Consider the following 17,439-nt stretch of genomic DNA (forward strand, 5'->3'; position numbering starts at 1 on the left):
GTTCTCAAGGTACGGACGCTTCCTTTGTTCCCGTTTCCGGGCCCTCCGGGCGCTTCCTTCGTTTCCGACTCTATCAGACTCTTTCGTGTCCGATTCCCTGTCAGCGGGATTCGCTTTCCAGGTTTTCGCTTTCGCGTTTCCCTTTCCGGCGGTTCCGACTCTATCAGAATCATTTCGGCCGAACTAATCGGCATCGTGATTCGAATCCATCGGAATGGCTCTGCGGAAATCGCATTTCCGTTGAGAGCGAGAGAAGACTAGCCAGTGCGTCCGAACTTGTCCAGTCCGTCGCAACCGTTTGAATCTACCTCCCCACGCAGACCGTGTCAACGGTTTTTGTGGGCGAAGAGGACAGTACCAGGTCAGACGGGTCGTACGCACATCAGGCGGCGGTGGGAACGCCCGCGCTGCGGTCCGGTTCATCGACGTCACCCGTCTCGCCCTCGCGTACGGCTCGGCGGCCCAGGACGTACACGTACAGGAGAAAGGCCAGCTCGGCGACGATGCCGATGGCGATGCGAGTCCAGGTCGGGAGGCCGGAGGGGGTGACGAACGCTTCGAGCAGGCCGGAGACGAACAGGACCAGGGCCAGGCCGATGGCCATTCCGAGGGCCGCGCGGCCTTCTTCGGCGAGGGCGTCACGACGGGTGCGCGGCCCGGGGTCGATGACCGTCCAGCCGAGACGCAGCCCTGTGCCCGCGGCTACGAAGACGGCGGTCAGTTCGAGGAGGCCGTGCGGGAGGATCAGGCCGAGGAAGGTGTCCAGGCGGCCGGCCGAGGACATGAGGCCGATGCCCACGCCCAGGTTCAGCATGTTGGAGAAGAGGACCCACAGGACCGGCAGGCCCAAGAACGCGCCCAGGACCAGGCACATCGCCGCTGCCTGTGCGTTGTTCGTCCAGACCTGGGCCGCGAAGGAGGCGGCCGGGTGGCTCGAGTAGTACGTCTCGTACTCGCCGCCCGGTCGCGTCATGTCCTTGAGCGTCTCCGGAGCGGCGATCGACGCCTGGACCTCCGGGTGGGTACCGATCCACCAGCCGATGATCGCGGCCAGTGCCGTCGAGATCAGGGCCGCCGGAATCCACCATCTACGCGCGCGATAGACGGCTGCCGGGAACCCGGCGGTCAGGAAGCGCGCGGCGTCGCGCCAGGATGCCCGGCGCGTGCCGGTCACCGTGGCGCGGGCGCGGGCGACGAGCTGGGTGAGACGGGCCGTGAGCTGCGGGTCGGGCGTCGAGGACTGTATCTGCGACAAGTGCGTCGAGGTGTGCTGGTAGAGGGCGACGAGTTCGTCGATTTCCGCGCCGGTCAGGCGGCGGCCACGGCGCAGCAGGTGGTCGAGTCGGTCCCACTCGTGATGGTGGGCGGTGACGAAGACGTCGAGGTCCATGGTCGGCTGCTGCTCCAGGCACTGGGTGCGTACGGTCCGTCCTACTGCGGCGCGCTGCGGGCCAGCTTGGCAGACTGAGGATTCCGAGGGTCGGGGAAGGTCGCCGCTTCGGCGGCCTCGGTGGAGGTCGTCGTCCCGGCGGCGACCATGAAGGGTGGGGAATCAGTGAGTGCGCTGGTCACGGGGGACGCGGTTGTGCTGGGGCTGCGGCCCGCGCGACTGCCCAGTCGCGCGCTCGCGCTGCTCATCGACATGACCGTGGCCTGGGCCGGCTATCTGATCGTCTCGTTCACGCTGTTGTTGGCCACCGCTTCCCTCGACGACGCGGCACAGGCGGCGATAGCCGTCGCCCTGTTCGTCCTCGTCCTCGTGGGTGTGCCCATAGCCGTCGAGACGCTGACGCACGGGCGCTCGCTGGGGAAGCTCGCATGCGGTCTGCGGGTGGTGCGTGACGACGGCGGGCCCATTCGTTTCCGGCACGCGCTCGTGCGCGGAGCCATGGGTGTCGTGGAGATCCTGCTGACCTTGGGGGTCGTAGCCTGCATCGCGTCGCTGGTTTCGGGTCGGGGGCGGCGGATCGGGGACGTGTTCGCGGGGACCCTGGTCGTACGCGAGAGGGTGCCCGCCGGGCGGCCCGTCGCCGTTCCGCCGCCTCCGCCCTGGCTGATGGGACGTTTCTCCGGACTCGATCTGTCGGCAGTGCCGGATGCGCTGTGGCTGGCCGTACGGCAGTACCTGACCCGGATGGGGCAGCTCGACGCGCAGGTGAGCTGGGCGATGGCGGTCCGGCTGGCCGATGACCTGGTGGCGCGGACGGGGGCGCCGACGCCGGAGGGGGTGCCTCCGGCGGCTTATCTGGCGGCGGTCGTCGCCGAGCGGCAGGCGCGTGACGCGAGGCGGGCGTTCGGGGCGCCCCAGGGCGGGGCGCACTTGCCCGCGCTCACCCCGATGCCCATCCCCCACGCGCCGGTCTGGAGTGCCGCTCCTGCGCGTACGCCCTCGGCGAGCACGCCGCCCGTCTTCGCGCCTCCCGCGCCTCCCGCGACGCCCCCGTCCGTCCCCCTGCCGAGCGCCGGCCCCTCGGCCCCGGTGCAGCAGGCCGAGCCCGGGTCGGGTGCCAAGTCGGCCACCGGCTTCGTACCGCCTGCCTGAGCTGTCCCCTCCGCCTCGCGGGACCCGGGGCCCGCAGATGTCGCCCCGCCCGCAAGGTCACCGGACAGGCTCTACGGGCTCCAGACCGACGGCGGGCTTTCGAGGGATTCGAGCTCGATTCCCGGCGCCGCGAGGACCACGTCGCCGGCGATGTGGACGCTGTGCTGTTCCCCCGTGTCCAGGGCGCTGACCTGGTACTCGTCCACGGTCAGGGGGCCGTTGTCAGTGGCGTGCGCTTCACTGTTCACCAGGGCCCAGGACTGGTCGAGGGTGCGGGGGGCCAGGACCGGGTCGGTGAAGGCGACGAGGCGTACGCGGGTCGCGGGGGAACCGGGGGTGAGGCGGAGCAGACGTGACGTGGCGATGAGGAAGGCCGGGGACGCGCCGGTGAAGGCGTGGGCGGGGACATTGCCTTCGGTGGCGTGGATGCCGGTGGGGTCGGTGCGGACCCAGGTGACGCCGTCGAGGGCGGCACCGCGCACCTGCCAGCTGCTGGCGTGGAGTTCGAGGCGGATGGGGCGGCCGAGGTCGTCGAGGGCGAGATCGACGGAGCCGGCGGGGTCGCCGGAGGGGGTGGTGATCTGCGAGACGTAACGCCAGCCGGAGGGGCCGGGCGCGCAGTGGAAATGTTCTTCACCGAGGGGGGTGTGGTCGTGCGGGTCGTGAAGCGAATACCGGCCGCGGGGCATGGGGTCCTGTGGTCCTCGGGGGCGTAGGGGTGGACCGTTGTACGGAGGCGGGGTACGGGGCAGGCCCCCGGCACGGGGGTCCGGGGGCCTGCCTGGTACCGCTGCGCTCGGCACTGCGTACTGCGTGACGCCTGGCGTCGTCGGTACCGCTTCGGGTCTGCCGGTACCGCGGCTGCCGGGTCCGTGAGGTACGGGCCCGGCGGCGGGATCAGTAGCGGTAGTGGTCCGACTTGTACGGGCCCTCGACCTCGACGCCGATGTAGGCGGCCTGCTCGGGGCGGAGCGTCGTGAGCTTCACGCCGAGCGCGTCGAGGTGGAGGCGGGCGACCTTCTCGTCGAGGTGCTTGGGCAGCACGTAGACGTCGGTCGGGTACTCCTCGGGCTTGGTGAACAGCTCGATCTGGGCCAGGGTCTGGTCCGCGAACGAGTTGGACATCACGAACGACGGGTGGCCGGTCGCGTTGCCCAGGTTCAGCAGGCGGCCCTCGGAGAGGACGATGAGGACCTTGCCGTCGGGGAACGTCCAGGTGTGGACCTGCGGCTTGACCTCGTCCTTGACGATGCCGGGGATCTTCGCGAGACCGGCCATGTCGATCTCGTTGTCGAAGTGGCCGATGTTCCCGACGATGGCCTGGTGCTTCATCTTGGCCATGTCGGCGGCCATGATGATGTCCTTGTTGCCCGTCGTGGTGACGAAGATGTCGGCCTTGTCGACGACCTCGTCGAGCGTGGTGACCTGGTAGCCGTCCATCGCCGCCTGCAGGGCGCAGATCGGGTCGATCTCGGTGATGATCACTCGGGCGCCCTGGCCGCGCAGGGACTCCGCGCAGCCCTTGCCCACGTCGCCGTAGCCGCAGACGACGGCGGTCTTGCCGCCGATGAGGACGTCGGTGGCGCGGTTGATGCCGTCGATCAGGGAGTGGCGGCAGCCGTACTTGTTGTCGAACTTGGACTTGGTGACCGCGTCGTTGACGTTGATCGCCGGGAAGAGGAGGGTGCCGTCGCGGTGCATCTCGTAGAGACGGTGGACACCGGTCGTGGTCTCCTCCGTGACACCGCGGATCTCGGACGCGAGCTGCGTCCACTTCTGCGGGTTCTCGGTGAGGGTGCGGTTCAGCAGGGTGAGGATGTGGGCGTACTCCTCGCTGTCCGCGGTGGACGGGTCCGGGGCCGCGCCGGCCTTCTCGAACTCGACACCCTTGTGGACCAGGAGCGTGGCGTCACCACCGTCGTCCAGGATCATGTTCGGGCCGCCGGTCGGGGAGTTCGGCCACGTGAGGGCCTGCTCCGTGCACCACCAGTACTCCTCCAGGGTCTCGCCCTTCCAGGCGAAGACCGGGACGCCCTGGGGGTTCTCCGGGGTGCCGTTGGGGCCGACCGCGATGGCGGCGGCGGCGTGGTCCTGGGTGGAGAAGATGTTGCAGGAGGCCCAGCGGACCTCGGCGCCGAGCGCGACGAGCGTCTCGATCAGGACGGCGGTCTGCACCGTCATGTGCAGGGAGCCGGTGACCCGGGCGCCGGCGAGCGGCTGGCTGGCGGCGTACTCCTTGCGGATCGACATCAGGCCGGGCATCTCGTGCTCGGCGAGGGTGATCTCCTTGCGCCCGAAGGCGGCGAGAGAGAGGTCGGCGACCTTGAAGTCCTGGCCGGCGTCGACAGTCGTCATGCGAGCTGCTCCTCATGGGTGGGTCGAGGGTGGTTGCGGAAGGTCTGCGGGCGCACCTGGGCAGGGCGAGGGCCGCGCGCACCCGCGGGTGCCCGGCGGACATCGCATGTCCGGGTGGACACCGGAGTGCCCATGGGCACCCAGCGGCGCCCGTCGCGCTCACAGCGCAGTCCGTCGGAGGCCCTCTCTCCCTCGGCCGGTACGCGGGGCGTATCGACCGACCGCCATCAGCAGCGACGTCTGGCTCTGGTCACGAATCTACACCGATCGGCCCAGCCGCCCCCAGCCCGTCCCGGATGACGAACCGCGGGAATCCAGGGGCGGGAGCCCCCCGGGGGCATGCCCGGCCGAGGGGAACCGCCTGCTCAGTGCCCGGTGCCTCCGGGCGTGGCCGCCGGGTCCGGGCCCGCTGCGGCTTCCGTCGCGCTGTAGATGTCCGGTTCCAGATAGATCACGCGGGCGATCGGCACGGCCTCGCGGATACGGGCCTCGGCCTCGTTGATCGCGCGGGCGACCTCGGCCGCCGTGTCGTCGTGCCGGACCGCGATCTTGGCGGCGATCAGCAGCTCCTCCGGGCCCAGGTGCAGGGTCCGCATGTGGATGACGGAGGTGACGGTGTCACCGTCGACGATCGCCGTACGGATCTTGTGCACCTCCTCCAGGCCCGCCGCCTCACCGAGCAGCAGGGACTTCGTCTCCACCGCCAGGATCAGGGCGATCAGGATCAGCAGGATGCCGATGCAGAGGGTGCCGATGCCGTCCCAGACGCCGTCGCCGGTGGCCAGCGCGATTCCGACACCGCCGAGGGCGAGCACGAGTCCGATGAGCGCGCCGAAGTCCTCCAGGAGGACCACGGGCAGCTCGGGCGCCTTCGCCCGGCGCACGAACTGCGACCAGGAGAGCGAGCCGCGCGTCTCGTTCGACTCCTTGATGGCCGTGCGGAAGGAGTAGCCCTCGGCGATGATCGCGAAGACGAGGACGCCGACGGGCCAGTACCAGGCCTCGATCTCGTGCGGGTTCTTGATCTTCTCGTAGCCCTCGTAGACGGCGAACATGCCACCCACCGAGAACAGGACGATGGAGACGAGGAAGGCGTAGATGTAGCGCTCGCGGCCGTAGCCGAAGGGATGCTGCGGTGTCGCCTCACGCTGGGCTTTCTTGCCACCGACCAGCAGCAGGCCCTGATTGCCCGAGTCGGCCAGTGAGTGGACGCTCTCGGCGAGCATCGACGACGAGCCGCTGAAGAGGAACGCCACGAACTTGGCTGCCGCGATCGCGAGGTTGGCGCCCAGCGCCGCCACGATCGCCTTGGTTCCGCCTGACGCACTCATACGTGCACGTGTTCCCTTCGTCGTTGGCGCGGCCGCCCGGGTGCCGCCATTCGGCCGCACATTGTTGCATCAGGCCACGACAGTGGCGCGAAAAACGGTGCCCGCTCCGGACAGCCCGGCCTTTTCACCTGCCCGCAGGAAGGCCGCCTGACCGGGAGTGAGGCGCAGGTCACCGAGGTCCAGGGCACCGGCGGTGCACAGGACGATCTGCGGGGTCGCGGCCGTCAGTTCCGTCGGAGCGGCGCCTTCCGGTCGTACGAAGCGGGAGAGGCGGAACTCCTCGATCGGGGTCCCGTAGACCTCCTCGCCGGTTTCCGACGCCTCGGGGCGCAGCACGCCGGGGTCGCCCGCCTCGAAGCGGACGATCCGCAGGAGTTCGGGGACGTCCACGTGCTTCGGGGTCAGGCCGCAGCGCAGCACGTTGTCCGAATTGGCCATGATCTCCACGCCCATACCGCTCAGATACGCGTGCGGGACGCCGGCGCCGAGGAACAGCGCCTCACCGGGCTGGAGTCGGACGTGGTTGAGGAGCATGGCCGCGATGACGCCCGGGTCACCCGGGAAGTGGTGGGCGAGTGCGGCCCAGACCTGGTGGATGTCGTCGCCCAGGCGCTCGCAGGCCGCGGCGGCCTCGGTCACCGTCGCCGCCATCTCCCGCGGGTCGGCGGTCAGTACGGCCGTGAGGACCTCGCGCAGCGCCGCCTCCTCGGGGTGCGCGCGCAGGAGGTCCACGTACGGCTTGAGGGAGTCCACGTCGAGCGCGGCGAGGAGATCCGCGGATTCCTCCGGAGCCCGGAACCCGCACAGGCCTTCGAACGTTGTCAAGGCACAGATCAGTTCGGGCTTGTGGTTGGCGTCCTTGTAGTTGCGGTGCGGGGCGCCGAGCGGAACGCCCGCGCTCTCCTCGTCCGCGTAACCCCGCTGTGCCTGGGCGAGATCGGGATGCACCTGAAGCGAAAGGGGGGCGCCTGCCGCCAGCACCTTCAGAAGGAAAGGAAGACGGGGACCGAACTTGGCGACGGCCGCGTCACCGAGCTCCGCCGTCGGGTCCGCCGCGATGACGTCGGAGAGCGCTGCCTCGCCCGCGCCCCGGTCGACTCGGGACGGGGCGCCCGGATGCGCGCCCATCCACATCTCCGCCTGCGGTTCGCCGGTGGGGTCGGTGCCGAGCAGCTCCGGGATCAGCGTCGTGGAGCCCCAGGCGTAGGGGCGCACGGTGTTGGCGAGACGGTCCATGGTTCGCGTGGTCACTTTCGCGTGGTCGTGTACGGAATCGGTCGCCGCGTGCCGCCCGTGTGCCCCGGCGGCCGTCCGGCGTCGATCACCCCGGGGTCGTACCGCACGGCACTGCCCTACGCCGGGGGCGGTGTCGAGGCGAGGGTGAGATAGGCGCTCGTGAAGTCCGCGAGGGCGAGGAGTTCCGCAAGGCACTCCAGCTCCGAGCCTTCCTCCGGCTCCAGTTCGCTGATCTGCGCGTCGTGGCCCAGGACGAGTTCGCGTGCCGCCGGAGCGGCGGAGAGCCCGCCGGCCGGGCGGTCGCGGAACAGGACGACGCGGGCGTGCAGCGTCGCGGGCTCCTCCACGCGGTCGCGGAAGAAGTCGTCCGGGTCGGCGCCCTCTCCGAGCGAGCCCGCGAGCAGGATCGAGTGCGACGCCAGCGCCTCGGGCAGCTCGCCGGCGAGCGCGGGGCGGCCCGCGAGCTCGGCCAGTACGGTCGCGAAGCGGCGGCCCGCCGGGGCGGCGCTCTCGCCTTCCGTCCAGATGAGGGGGAAGGAGTCGGCGAGTTCCGCCGCGAGGGTCTTCGCCGGGTTGCTGTACGTGGCGATGGCCGGGCCGCAGCGTTCCGCGGTGCGGTCGAGCCGGTCGGCGACCTTCTCCAGCGTCTCGGCGGGCGCGGAGATCAGTCCCAGGCGGTCGAGCAGGGCGAGGATGGGGGTGAGCAGGGCCCACAGGGCGCTCGGGGAGGCGGCCGGGGTGGACCCGTCCTCGTACAGCTCGTGCGGGGCCGTCGCCAGCGGCACCACCAGGCCGTGCACCCCGTCGACGGCCTCGGAGAGCGGGGAGCCCTTCGGGGCGACGGCCACGACCGTGCAGCCCCGGCGGTAGGCCTGCTCGGCGAGGAGGGCGAGGCCGGGCTCGCTGCCGTCCGTCGTGGTGATGAGCAGGAGGTCGACCGGGCCCGCCCAGCCCGGGAGGTTCCAGCGCAGGGCGCCCGCCGCGGCGGCCACCCCGGTCGGGACCAGCCGGGAGACCGGTGCGGAGGCCCCGGCCAGCGCCGCGACCAGATCGGCCACGCCCGCGGCGGCGGTGCCGGGGCCCGCGACGAGCACGGCGCGGGGGCGGCCCTCGGGGCGCAGCTCCGCGATGCCCGCCTCCGCGGCGTGCCGGGCGGCAGTGCGGACGCGGGCACCGGCGTCGGCCGCTCCGCGCAGCAGGCCGCGGCGGTCCGCGCGGGCCAGGGCTTCCGGTGCGTCGAGCAGTGACTCGTCGAGCATGTGCGGCGGCCTCCGGGGCGATCGGGGTTCCGGGTCACTCGGTTCCGGCGGGGCGCCGGTCGGGGGTCCGCGGGACGGGGTCCACGCGGGGCGGGATCACGCCGGGCGGCGGGCCTCGTCCACGAGGAGTACGGGGATGCCGTCGCGGACCGGGTACGCGAGGCCGCAGTCCGTGCCGGTGCAGACCAGCTCGGGCGTCTCCTCGGCCGTCGCGTCCTTGAGCGGGGCGTGGCACGCGGGGCAGGCCAGGATGGAGAGGAGGCCGGCTTCGAGCGGCATGGGGGTCCTTCCGGAACGTCTTCGTCGTCGCGTATGCGTGGATCGGGTGCCTGGATTCAGTTGCCTGGGCCGGGCCTTGTCACCCTACCGCCGGGGTGCGGTGCGAGCTTCCAGGATGGCCGGGCCGGGCCGGTGGTGGCGGGCGGCCCGGTGACGGACCGGCGGGGCCCCGGATCCCGGGCCCCGGCGGTCCGCCGCGCGGTCACGCCCGTACCAGCGCCAGGACCTCGTCGCGCACCTTCGCCATCGTCGGTTCGTCGCGCGCCTCCACATTCAGCCGGAGGAGGGGCTCGGTGTTGGAGGGGCGCAGGTTGAACCACCAGTCGGCCGAGGAGACCGTCAGACCGTCCAGCTCGTCCAGGGTGACGCCCTCGCGGCTCGCGAAGGCCTCGCGGACGGCCTCTGTACGGGCGGTCTGGTCGGTCACCGTCGAGTTGATCTCGCCGGAGCCCGTGTAGCGGTCGTACTCCGCCAGCAGCCGGGAGAGCGGGGCCTCCTGCGTGCCGAGGGCGGCCAGGACGTGCAGGGCCGCCAGCATGCCGGTGTCGGCGTTCCAGAAGTCCTTGAAGTAGTAGTGCGCGGAGTGCTCGCCGCCGAAGATCGCGCCCGTACGCGCCATCTCCTGCTTGATGAACGAGTGGCCGACGCGGGTGCGGACCGGGGTGCCGCCGTTCTCGCGGACGACCTCCGGGACGGACCAGGAGGTGATCAGGTTGTGGATGACCGTTCCGCCGGGGTGCTTGGCCAGCTCGCGGGCGGCCACCAGCGCGGTCACGGCGGACGGTGAGACGCCCTCGCCGCGCTCGTCCACCACGAAGCAGCGGTCGGCGTCCCCGTCGAAGGCGATGCCCAGGTCGGCGCCCTCGGCGCGGACGCGCTCCTGGAGGTCGACGATGTTGGCGGGGTCGAGGGGGTTGGCCTCGTGGTTGGGGAAGGTGCCGTCGAGCTCGAAGTACATCGGCACCAGCGTCAGCGGCAGACCGGCGAAGACGGTGGGGACGGTGTGGCCGCCCATGCCGTTGCCCGCGTCCACGACGACCTTGAGGGGGCGGATGCCGGAGACGTCGACGAGGGACTTGAGGTGCGCGGCGTAGTCGGCGAGGGTGTCGCGCTCGTCGATCGTGCCGGTGGTCGCGGCCGGTTCCGGCGCGCCCGACTCCGACCAGCTCTCGACGAGGGCCCGGATGTCGGCGAGCCCCGTGTCCTGGCCGACCGGGGCGGCGCCCGCGCGGCAGAGCTTGATGCCGTTGTACTGGGCCGGGTTGTGGGACGCGGTGAACATGGCGCCCGGCAGGTCGAGCCGGCCGGACGCGTAGTACAGCTGGTCCGTGGAGCACAGGCCGATCAGGGTCACGTCCGCGCCCTGGGCCGCCGCGCCGCGCGCGAAGGCCGCCGAGAGGCCCGGCGACGAGGGGCGCATGTCGTGTCCGACCACGATCGCCTCGGCGCCCACCACCCGGACGAAGGCCGCTCCGAACAGCTCGGCCAGGGACTCGTCCCACTGATCCGGCACCACCCCGCGGACGTCGTACGCCTTCACGATCTGCGACAGATCAACAGCCACGGCCCAACCCTTCTGAAAATCACCTGCGGAGACATGCGGCCCCCAGGACCGAGGCTACCGGCTGGGGGTGTCGGGGCTGCGGTGCCTGTGGAGAACGCCGCAGCCGTCGTTCTGCAACGCGGATGCCCCCGAGTGCGGCTGGTCCAACGCGCGCGTGCCGAGATTCCACGCCGCGGGCATTCCACGCGGCGGTCCGCCGTACGCGGCGGTCCGGCGGGCACGCCCGCTTCTCAGGGTTCGGGCGAGCGCAGTACGCGGAGGTGGCCGCGGCGGGCGACCTCCATGGGGTCGGCCGCGCGGGCGCCGCCGGCCTCGGCGGCGCGCTCGTGGGGGCGGGCCGCTTCCCGTACCGCGTTGGCAAGCGCTTCCAGGTCGTCACCGCTGGGGCGGGCCGGGGCGGAGGCGTCGGTGAGGCGGACGACCTCCCAGCCCCGGGGCGCGGTGAGGCGCTCACTGTGCTCGGCGCACAGGTCGTAGCAGTGGGGCTCGGCGTAGGTGGCGAGCGGACCGAGGACTGCGGTCGAGTCCGCGTAGACGTACGTCAGTGTCGCGACGGCAGGGCGGCCGCACGCGGTGCGCGAACAGCGACGTACAGGGCTCACGACGTTGGACGGTACCGCACTCTTGAGCGGGCCGCGACGACTCTCCACCGGGTCACTCCACCGTGTCGCGGTGTGAGCTCGGGCACAGCGGCCCTCTGAGCAACTGGGCTGACCTGCACAGGAGGAGGGGCGCACGGTGTGTGACGAGGGCATTGACGTTCCGTACTTGAGAATCTTCCGGTCAAACGACGTGAAATCCACTGTCCCGTATGGGCCGGTAATCGCTCTCAACCGAGAGAGAAACGGTCATCGCGCGACATGCCGTGGAGGGGGCCGCCGCCGCGATCGCGCGGCGCTCCGGAGGGCTACGCTGCGTCAGTGATGGACACTTCCCGTTCCGGCACCGGCGCCGGACCCGACTCCGTACCGCCCGGCCCGCGGCCCCGCCGCCGCGACCGGCACGGCAGGGGCATGCGCGGCCCGGTCGCCCCGCCGCAGGTGCCGCTCTCGGTGAGCCGCGCGGAGAGCTTCCGCGATCTGGTGCGGGACTCGGTGGAGCGGCTGGAGCGGCGCTGGCCGCAGTTGGCCGACGTCGACTTCCTCGTCTCCGACGTGCCGCTGCCCGAGTCCGACGACGACGGATGGAGCGACGAGGCCGTGCCGCTGGGGCGCGCGCTGCCCGCCTCCAAGGGAACGCCCGCGCGGATCGTCGTCTACCGGCGGCCCGTCGAGATCCGCACCAAGAGCCGCGACGAGCGGGCCCTGCTCGTCCACGAGGTCGTGGTCGAGCAGGTCGCCGAACTCCTCGGCCTCGCACCGGAGTCGGTCGATCCCCGCTACGGACAGGACTGAACCGCACCCGAAAAGGTCCCTCTCGGGCGCGGTCGGCCCGGCTCAGTCGTCCAGGACCGACAGATCCTGCTTCGCGGCCGGGACCGCCACTGTCCCCTTGTCGTCGGGGAGCGTCTGGACGGTGAACATCGGGATGCCGTCCTGCGGCAGCGCCAGGGTGCGGGAGGCGTAGACGGGGCCGCTGCCCGGCTGGGTCTCGACGGTGAGCGCGTACGAGCCCTTGAGCCCGGAGGGGACGGGCGGCTCCACCGCCAGCGTGGTGCCGGGCTTCACGGTGTACGTCTTGGTCTGCGGCTCGCCGCCCTCGGTGCCGGGCGACGCGGTGACCTTGACGGTGGCGGCGGCGGTCGGCGCGGTGAGGGCCAGCGTCGAGCCCTTGGCCCGGTTGTCGGTGACCGTGGACCGGTCGCCGACCGGCGCGGTGGCCGGAATGTAGGCGGTCTCCTGCTTGTCACCCGTGCCGCGCACGACCCGAAGTGCCGCCGCGACAGGCGTTTTTCCGCCATCCGAAGATGGGGTGAGGAACAGGGAACCCGCCTCACCCCTCGTCACGTTCTTCAGATCGAAGGACGCCGTCATCCCCGACTTCACGTGGACGGTGTCCAGACCAGCAGGGGAGAAGCTGCCGCTCGCACCGGCCAGCCTCACCTTGAGATCGGCGTCGTCGGCGCCCTTGGCGTACACCACCAGGCGTACGTCGGTGGCGTCGCCCGGGATGCCCGGGAGGACCTGGCTCGCCGCCGGGTCGGCCGACGCGGACAGCCAGTCCGCGCCCGCCTTCGCGTCCGAGGCCTGCATGACCGCGCCCACCCGCCCGGAGCGGGTCGTGACGTGAACGGTCAGGTCGTCGGCCGCCGCCGAGGTCAACGTTGACAACAGAACAGGGACGCTGGATTTCGCGGGGACCGTGATCCCCTCCCCCACCTCCGACTTGATGGGGCCGTCCTTGCCGAACAGCTCGACGTCGACGACCGCCGCGCCGTCGTCCGGGTTGGTCAGATGGACGTAGTCCTGCCGGGTTTTGGCGGTGGATGCGCCCGGGAACCAGAAGTCGGTGTCGGGCTCGGTGCAGCGGGTGCCGAGCACCGCGCGCGCGTCGCCCGCCGAGACCACCGTGGTCTGCTGCGCCGCCCAGCCCGGCGCCAGCGGGCCGTCGGCGGACCCGGCGAGGGCGGGCGCGTCGGCGCCGTCCGCCGTGGCCGACGCGGGCCTGCCGGGCTCCTTGAGGGTGACGACCGCCTTGCTGGGGTCGGGCTTCTCGGGGGTCTTCCCCTTCTTGCCCTTCTTGTCCTTGTCCGCCTTGGCGGTGGCCCTGGCGGGCGTGCCGTCCGTGAGCGGGGTGACGGCGGGCTTCAGCACGGCGCCGCCGGCCGTGCCCGCCTTGGCGCCCGCGTCACCGCCCTTGGGGGTGTACGTGGTGTACGTGGTCTCCGCCAGGTCGGAGAGGCTGGGCGCCGGGCAGAGCAGGCTGGAGCGCTCGACGGGCAGCCGCGCCGGGCCCTTCGCGTCCGCCTTCACCGAGTCGCCGCCCGGCGCGGTGACGGCCGCGAAGCCGGTGACGGCGGCGAGGGCGACGGCGGCCGCGATCAGGGAGAGAGTGCTGCGGTTCACTGGTTGCTCCCGTCGGGGCGGTGCGGCTGCTCGGTGTCGTGGCCCTGGCCGTCAGGGCTCTGGCCGGGGATGCGGCCGCCGTGGTCCTGCCCCTGGCCCGGAGCCTGCTCCCCGCCGTAGCCATAGCCGTAGGGGTCGTACGCGGGCTCCTGCGGCGGGTACTGCTGCTGGTACGGGTCGTACTGCTGGTACTGCTGCTGGTACGGGTCGTACTGCTGCTGGGGGTACTCGGCGTCGGTGTATCCCGAGCCGTCCCACTGCCCGTAGGGCTGCTGGGGCACCTCGGCGTACGGGGTGCTCGCGTACGGGTCGGCCCCGGGTGCCGTGGGGGCGGAGGACGGCGGGGGCGGGAAGTCCTGGCCGGCCGGGCGGTCGGGCTCGGCCGACGGGTCGGCTGCGGACTCCCCGGCCTCGGCCTGGGCGCGCAGGCGGCGGGCGCGGCGGCCCTCGCCGTCGCGCGCGGGGGGCAGCTCCGGCTGCTCCTCCTCGGGCAGGTCGTCGTCGATCCGGCGGCGACGGCCCGGCAGGGCGAGCACGACGAGCACCAGGGACAGGAGCGACTGGGTCCAGATCCACGCGGTGTGGGTGAAGGGGGCGTCGTAGGTGACATCCAGGCGGCCGCCGGAGGCGGGCAGTTGGAAGCCCTGGGCCCAGCCGTCGACGGTGGTCTTCTTCAGCGGCTTGCCGTCGAGGGTCGCGGTCCAGCCGGGTGCGGCCCGGTCGGCGATGCGCAGGACGCGGCCGTCCGCACCGGCGGGGATCTTGGTGTGGACGCCGACCGGGTCGGCGGCGACGGCCACCGGCTCGGCGACGGGCTGCGCGGAGCCCCCGGCGGTGGCGGTGGCGGCGGTGGCGGGCGGCATGATGACCGCGCGGGCGACCTGCCGGTCGACCCGCCACAGGGCGCTGCCGTCGAGCTGGCTGAGCCGGCTGAGGCCGGGGGTGGTGTCCAGGACCCGTCCGAAGGCGTGGGGGGCGCCGTCGCGTACCAGTACATAGCGCACGGCGAAGCCGCTGAGCTGGGAGGACTGGTCGGCGCCGGAGCCTGCGACCAGATTGGCGACGACCTTGTCCAGACGCGGGTCGCTGCCGCCGGAGGCGGCGAGTTCGGCGTCGCCGAGGCGGCCGCCGGAGCCGCGGACCAGGGTGTAGGAGACCTTGGCGGGCGAGGTGCCGCCCAGGACGAGGGTGCGGGCCTGGTCGCGGGTGCCGCTCTCCTCCGCCACGAAGGCGGGCACCTGCACCGGATCGCGGCGCTCAAGGGGCCCGTCGGCGCCGCGCAGCATCCAGCCGCCCGCGGCGATCAGCGGGGCGAGGGCGGCGGCCAGGGCGATCAGCGCGGCGACCGGCTGGCGCCAGCCGAAGCCGTGGGCGGCGACGCGCTCCTTGGCGCCCTCGGCTCCGAGCACGGCGGCGGCGATCAGGGCCAGGCCGTAGACCAGGGTGGCCGGGCCCGCCCAGCCGTCGTTGTTGGAGAGGGCGGCGAAGAGGAGGCCCATGAGGGCGACGACCCAGGCGGCGCGGATCGCGAACTCCCGCTCCCCGCGCAGCAGTGCGGCGAGCGCGGCCAGCACGAAGCCGACGAGGAGGAGTCCGCCGACCGTCTTGGGTCCGCCGGGGCTCGCGCCGAGCAGGTCGAGCGCGGAGGCCGCGCCCTTGCCGTACTCCAGTCCGGCCTCGCGGAAGAAGCCGGACGGGCCGGTGAGCAGGGTCAGCGACCACGGGGCGAGGATCAGCAGGGGGGTGCCGACGGCGGCTAGGAAGCGCAGGCCGTAGGCGGTGAGGTCGTCGCGGCGCAGCGCCAGGACCGCGAGGCCGAGCAGCACCGCGAGCGGCCAGACGACCGGGGTGAAGGCCATGGCGGCGGTGAGCAGCAGCGCGTACGTCCAGGTGGCGCGCCAGGAGCCGCGGCCCTCGGCGCGCAGACCGGCGGCGGTGATGCCCGCGCGCGCGATCGGCGGCAGGAGGACGGCGAGGACGGCGGTGCCCAGCCGGCCGGTGGCGAGGGCGCCGGTGGCGGCGGGCAGAAGGGCGTAGGCGACGGCCGCCCAGGCGCGCAGCAGGCGCGACTCGACGAGCGGACGGGAGGCGAAGTAGGCGGTGAGCCCGGCCAGCGGGACCGAGCAGACCAGCAGCAGGGTCAGGGCGAAGCCGGTGGAGCCGAAGCAGAGGGCGGCGAGGGCGGCGATGGCCGCGAGGTAGGGCGGGGCGGTCTGGGTGCCGCCGGTGCCGACGGGGTGCCAGGCGTCCGCGTAGCGGCCCCACAGCTCGCCGACGCCCGAGGGCGAGGGCAGCAGGGCGCCCCCGGAGAGGGCGCCGCCGCCGAGGAGTTCGCGGCAGGCGATTAGCGAGATCAGCAGGAGCAGGGCGAACAGGACGGGAGCGGGCTTGCGGGCGATCTTCTTCAGCCGCGCGAACTGCTCGATCTCCAGGAAGTCGGCGTCGTCGCCGCCGGGGCCGGACTCGACGGCGCCGTGCCGGGAGCCGCCGGTGTCCTCGGTGCCCGCGCCGAAGCTGGTGGCGACCTGTTCGACGGTGGCGCGGACGGTGGCGCCGGGCGGCGGGAAGAGCGGACGCAGTTCGCTCGCCTCCACCGCCGCCTTGCCGCGTCTCTTGCGTCCGGCGAGGATCCGGCCGGGCCGCAGCAGGGTCGCGGACAGGCCCATGATCTCGTCGACGGCCTGCCCGGGTGCCTTGCCCAGCAGATAGGCGAGGGTGCGCAGGACGGTGCCCACGACGATGCGCAGGAAGACGTAGGGCAGCGCGGCGGGACGGGAGTTGACGAGCATCGTGTAGACGGCGCCCGCCTTGTCGACGCGGTGCGGGTCGACGGCGGAGCGGCCCGCGCAGTCGACGGTGCGGCGCTCGCGGGCGGCGGCCTCGGCGTGCCGGACGACGGCTTCGGGGGCGACGAGGACGGAGTGGCCGGCGGCGTGCGCGCGCCAGCACAGGTCGACGTCGTCGCGCATCAGCGGCAGCCGCCGGTCGAAGCCGCCGAGCTCCTCCCACACATCGCGGCGGATGAGCATGCCGGCGGAGGAGACGGAGAGCACCGGGCGGACCTGGTCGTGCTGGCCCTGGTCCTGTTCCCGCCGGTCCAGGCCGGTCCAGCGGCGGCCGCTGCGGGCGATGGAGACGCCCACTTCGAGCAGCTGCTTGCGGTCGTACCAGCCGCGGAGCTTGGGGCCGACGATCGCGGCGTGGGCGTCGGAGTCGGCGACGCGCAGCAGTTCGGCGAGGGCGTCGGGCGCGGGGGCGCAGTCGTCGTGCAGCAGCCAGAGCCACTGCACGGGTTCACCGTGCGGCAGTTCGGGCAGGTCGTAGCTGTCGTCGCGCCAGCTGCGGGAGACGGGGTCCCAGCCGCTGGGCCGCTTCAGATAGGTGAGTTCGTCGGGGCCGAGCACCGGCGCGGTGCGGACGGTCTCGTCGACGGCGGCGCCGAAGCCGGTGCGGCGCGCGAGGTGCAGGACGCGTTCGTCCCCCAGGGCCTCGGTGACCAGACGGGCGGAGTCGTCGGCGCTGCCGGTGTCGGCCGCGTACGCGCTCTGTACGGGGCGTTCCTGGCCGAGCAGTCCGGCGAGGGCGTCGGGCAGCCAGCGCGCGCCGTCGTGCGAGACGAGCACTGCGGTGACGACGTGTCTCGGGAACTCGGGTGCGTGGGCGGAAACGAGCGGTGATGCCGCGGCCTCGGAGTACGGGGCCGTCGACTGGCTGTGCACGGACATCGAGGTACGGGCCCCTCCGGCCGGGGTCCGGGGGTTGGGGGCCCCGGAGGCTGCTGTGCTGACTGGCAGCGCCCCACACTAATGGCTGGGGAACACGGCAGTCCGCCGCCCGCGGGAGCCGGGGGGAGCCGGGCGGGTCCCGG

At 72.6% G+C, this 17,439-nt stretch carries 13 protein-coding genes; 2 read left to right on the forward strand and 11 right to left on the reverse strand.

The features are described from left to right. Nucleotides 1–382: 382 nt before the first annotated feature. Nucleotides 383–1,390 (reverse strand): stage II sporulation protein M, encoded by a 1,008-nt coding sequence (locus ACZ4MU_RS00005; protein WP_467869069.1) that lies wholly within the window; start codon nt 1,388–1,390, stop codon nt 383–385. Nucleotides 1,391–1,555: 165 nt separating this feature from the next. Here ACZ4MU_RS00005 and ACZ4MU_RS00010 point away from each other — a divergent pair, with 165 nt between their 5' ends. Beyond that, complete coding sequence (locus ACZ4MU_RS00010; protein ID WP_467869071.1) at nt 1,556–2,542, forward strand: RDD family protein; 987 nt, start codon at nt 1,556–1,558, stop codon at nt 2,540–2,542. Nucleotides 2,543–2,613: 71 nt separating this feature from the next. Here the strand turns inward: ACZ4MU_RS00010 and ACZ4MU_RS00015 are convergent, their stop codons facing one another. From ACZ4MU_RS00015 to ACZ4MU_RS00050, 8 genes are all read right to left on the reverse strand, one after another. Further along, entirely contained in the window at nt 2,614–3,231 is a 618-nt protein-coding gene (locus ACZ4MU_RS00015; RefSeq protein WP_467869073.1) for a hypothetical protein, read from the reverse strand. Nucleotides 3,232–3,439: 208 nt separating this feature from the next. Beyond that, a complete protein-coding gene (gene ahcY / locus ACZ4MU_RS00020; protein WP_467869075.1) occupies nt 3,440–4,897 on the reverse strand; it encodes an adenosylhomocysteinase in 1,458 nt (485 codons plus the stop codon). Nucleotides 4,898–5,262: 365 nt separating this feature from the next. Next, complete coding sequence (locus tag ACZ4MU_RS00025; RefSeq protein ID WP_467869077.1) at nt 5,263–6,228, reverse strand: cation diffusion facilitator family transporter; 966 nt, start codon at nt 6,226–6,228, stop codon at nt 5,263–5,265. A 69-nt stretch (nt 6,229–6,297) separates the two neighbouring features. Continuing rightward, nucleotides 6,298–7,464 carry a mannose-6-phosphate isomerase, class I gene (gene manA, locus ACZ4MU_RS00030; RefSeq protein WP_467870545.1) on the reverse strand — a complete coding sequence of 389 codons (1,167 nt, stop codon included), beginning with the start codon at nt 7,462–7,464 and terminating at the stop codon, nt 6,298–6,300. 116 nt (nt 7,465–7,580) lie between these two features. Continuing rightward, on the reverse strand, nt 7,581–8,723 hold the full coding sequence (locus ACZ4MU_RS00035; RefSeq protein ID WP_467869079.1) for an SIS domain-containing protein: 1,143 nt from the start codon (nt 8,721–8,723) through the stop codon (nt 7,581–7,583). A 96-nt stretch (nt 8,724–8,819) separates the two neighbouring features. Beyond that, on the reverse strand, nt 8,820–9,002 hold the full coding sequence (locus ACZ4MU_RS00040) for a Trm112 family protein (protein WP_467869081.1): 183 nt from the start codon (nt 9,000–9,002) through the stop codon (nt 8,820–8,822). Nucleotides 9,003–9,204: 202 nt separating this feature from the next. Further along, entirely contained in the window at nt 9,205–10,566 is a 1,362-nt protein-coding gene (locus ACZ4MU_RS00045; protein WP_467869083.1) for a phosphomannomutase/phosphoglucomutase, read from the reverse strand. Nucleotides 10,567–10,796: 230 nt separating this feature from the next. Then, entirely contained in the window at nt 10,797–11,216 is a 420-nt protein-coding gene (locus ACZ4MU_RS00050; protein ID WP_358832918.1) for a DUF3499 domain-containing protein, read from the reverse strand. A 273-nt stretch (nt 11,217–11,489) separates the two neighbouring features. On the opposite strand from ACZ4MU_RS00050, the gene ACZ4MU_RS00055 reads away from it, so the two are divergent. After that, complete coding sequence (locus ACZ4MU_RS00055; RefSeq protein ID WP_467869085.1) at nt 11,490–11,960, forward strand: metallopeptidase family protein; 471 nt, start codon at nt 11,490–11,492, stop codon at nt 11,958–11,960. Nucleotides 11,961–12,002: 42 nt separating this feature from the next. Here the strand turns inward: ACZ4MU_RS00055 and ACZ4MU_RS00060 are convergent, their stop codons facing one another. Both ACZ4MU_RS00060 and ACZ4MU_RS00065 read right to left on the reverse strand, forming a co-directional pair. Continuing rightward, nucleotides 12,003–13,571 carry a DUF5719 family protein gene (locus ACZ4MU_RS00060; RefSeq protein WP_467869087.1) on the reverse strand — a complete coding sequence of 523 codons (1,569 nt, stop codon included), beginning with the start codon at nt 13,569–13,571 and terminating at the stop codon, nt 12,003–12,005. Further along, nucleotides 13,568–17,296: a glycosyltransferase family 2 protein gene (locus tag ACZ4MU_RS00065; protein WP_467869089.1), complete on the reverse strand. Its 3,729-nt coding sequence runs from the start codon at nt 17,294–17,296 to the stop codon at nt 13,568–13,570. Before ACZ4MU_RS00065 ends, ACZ4MU_RS00060 begins: the two co-directional genes overlap by 4 nt. Between the last annotated feature and the right edge of the window lie 143 nt (nt 17,297–17,439).

The sequence above is a fragment of the Streptomyces sp. NPDC026377 genome (assembly GCF_055567715.1).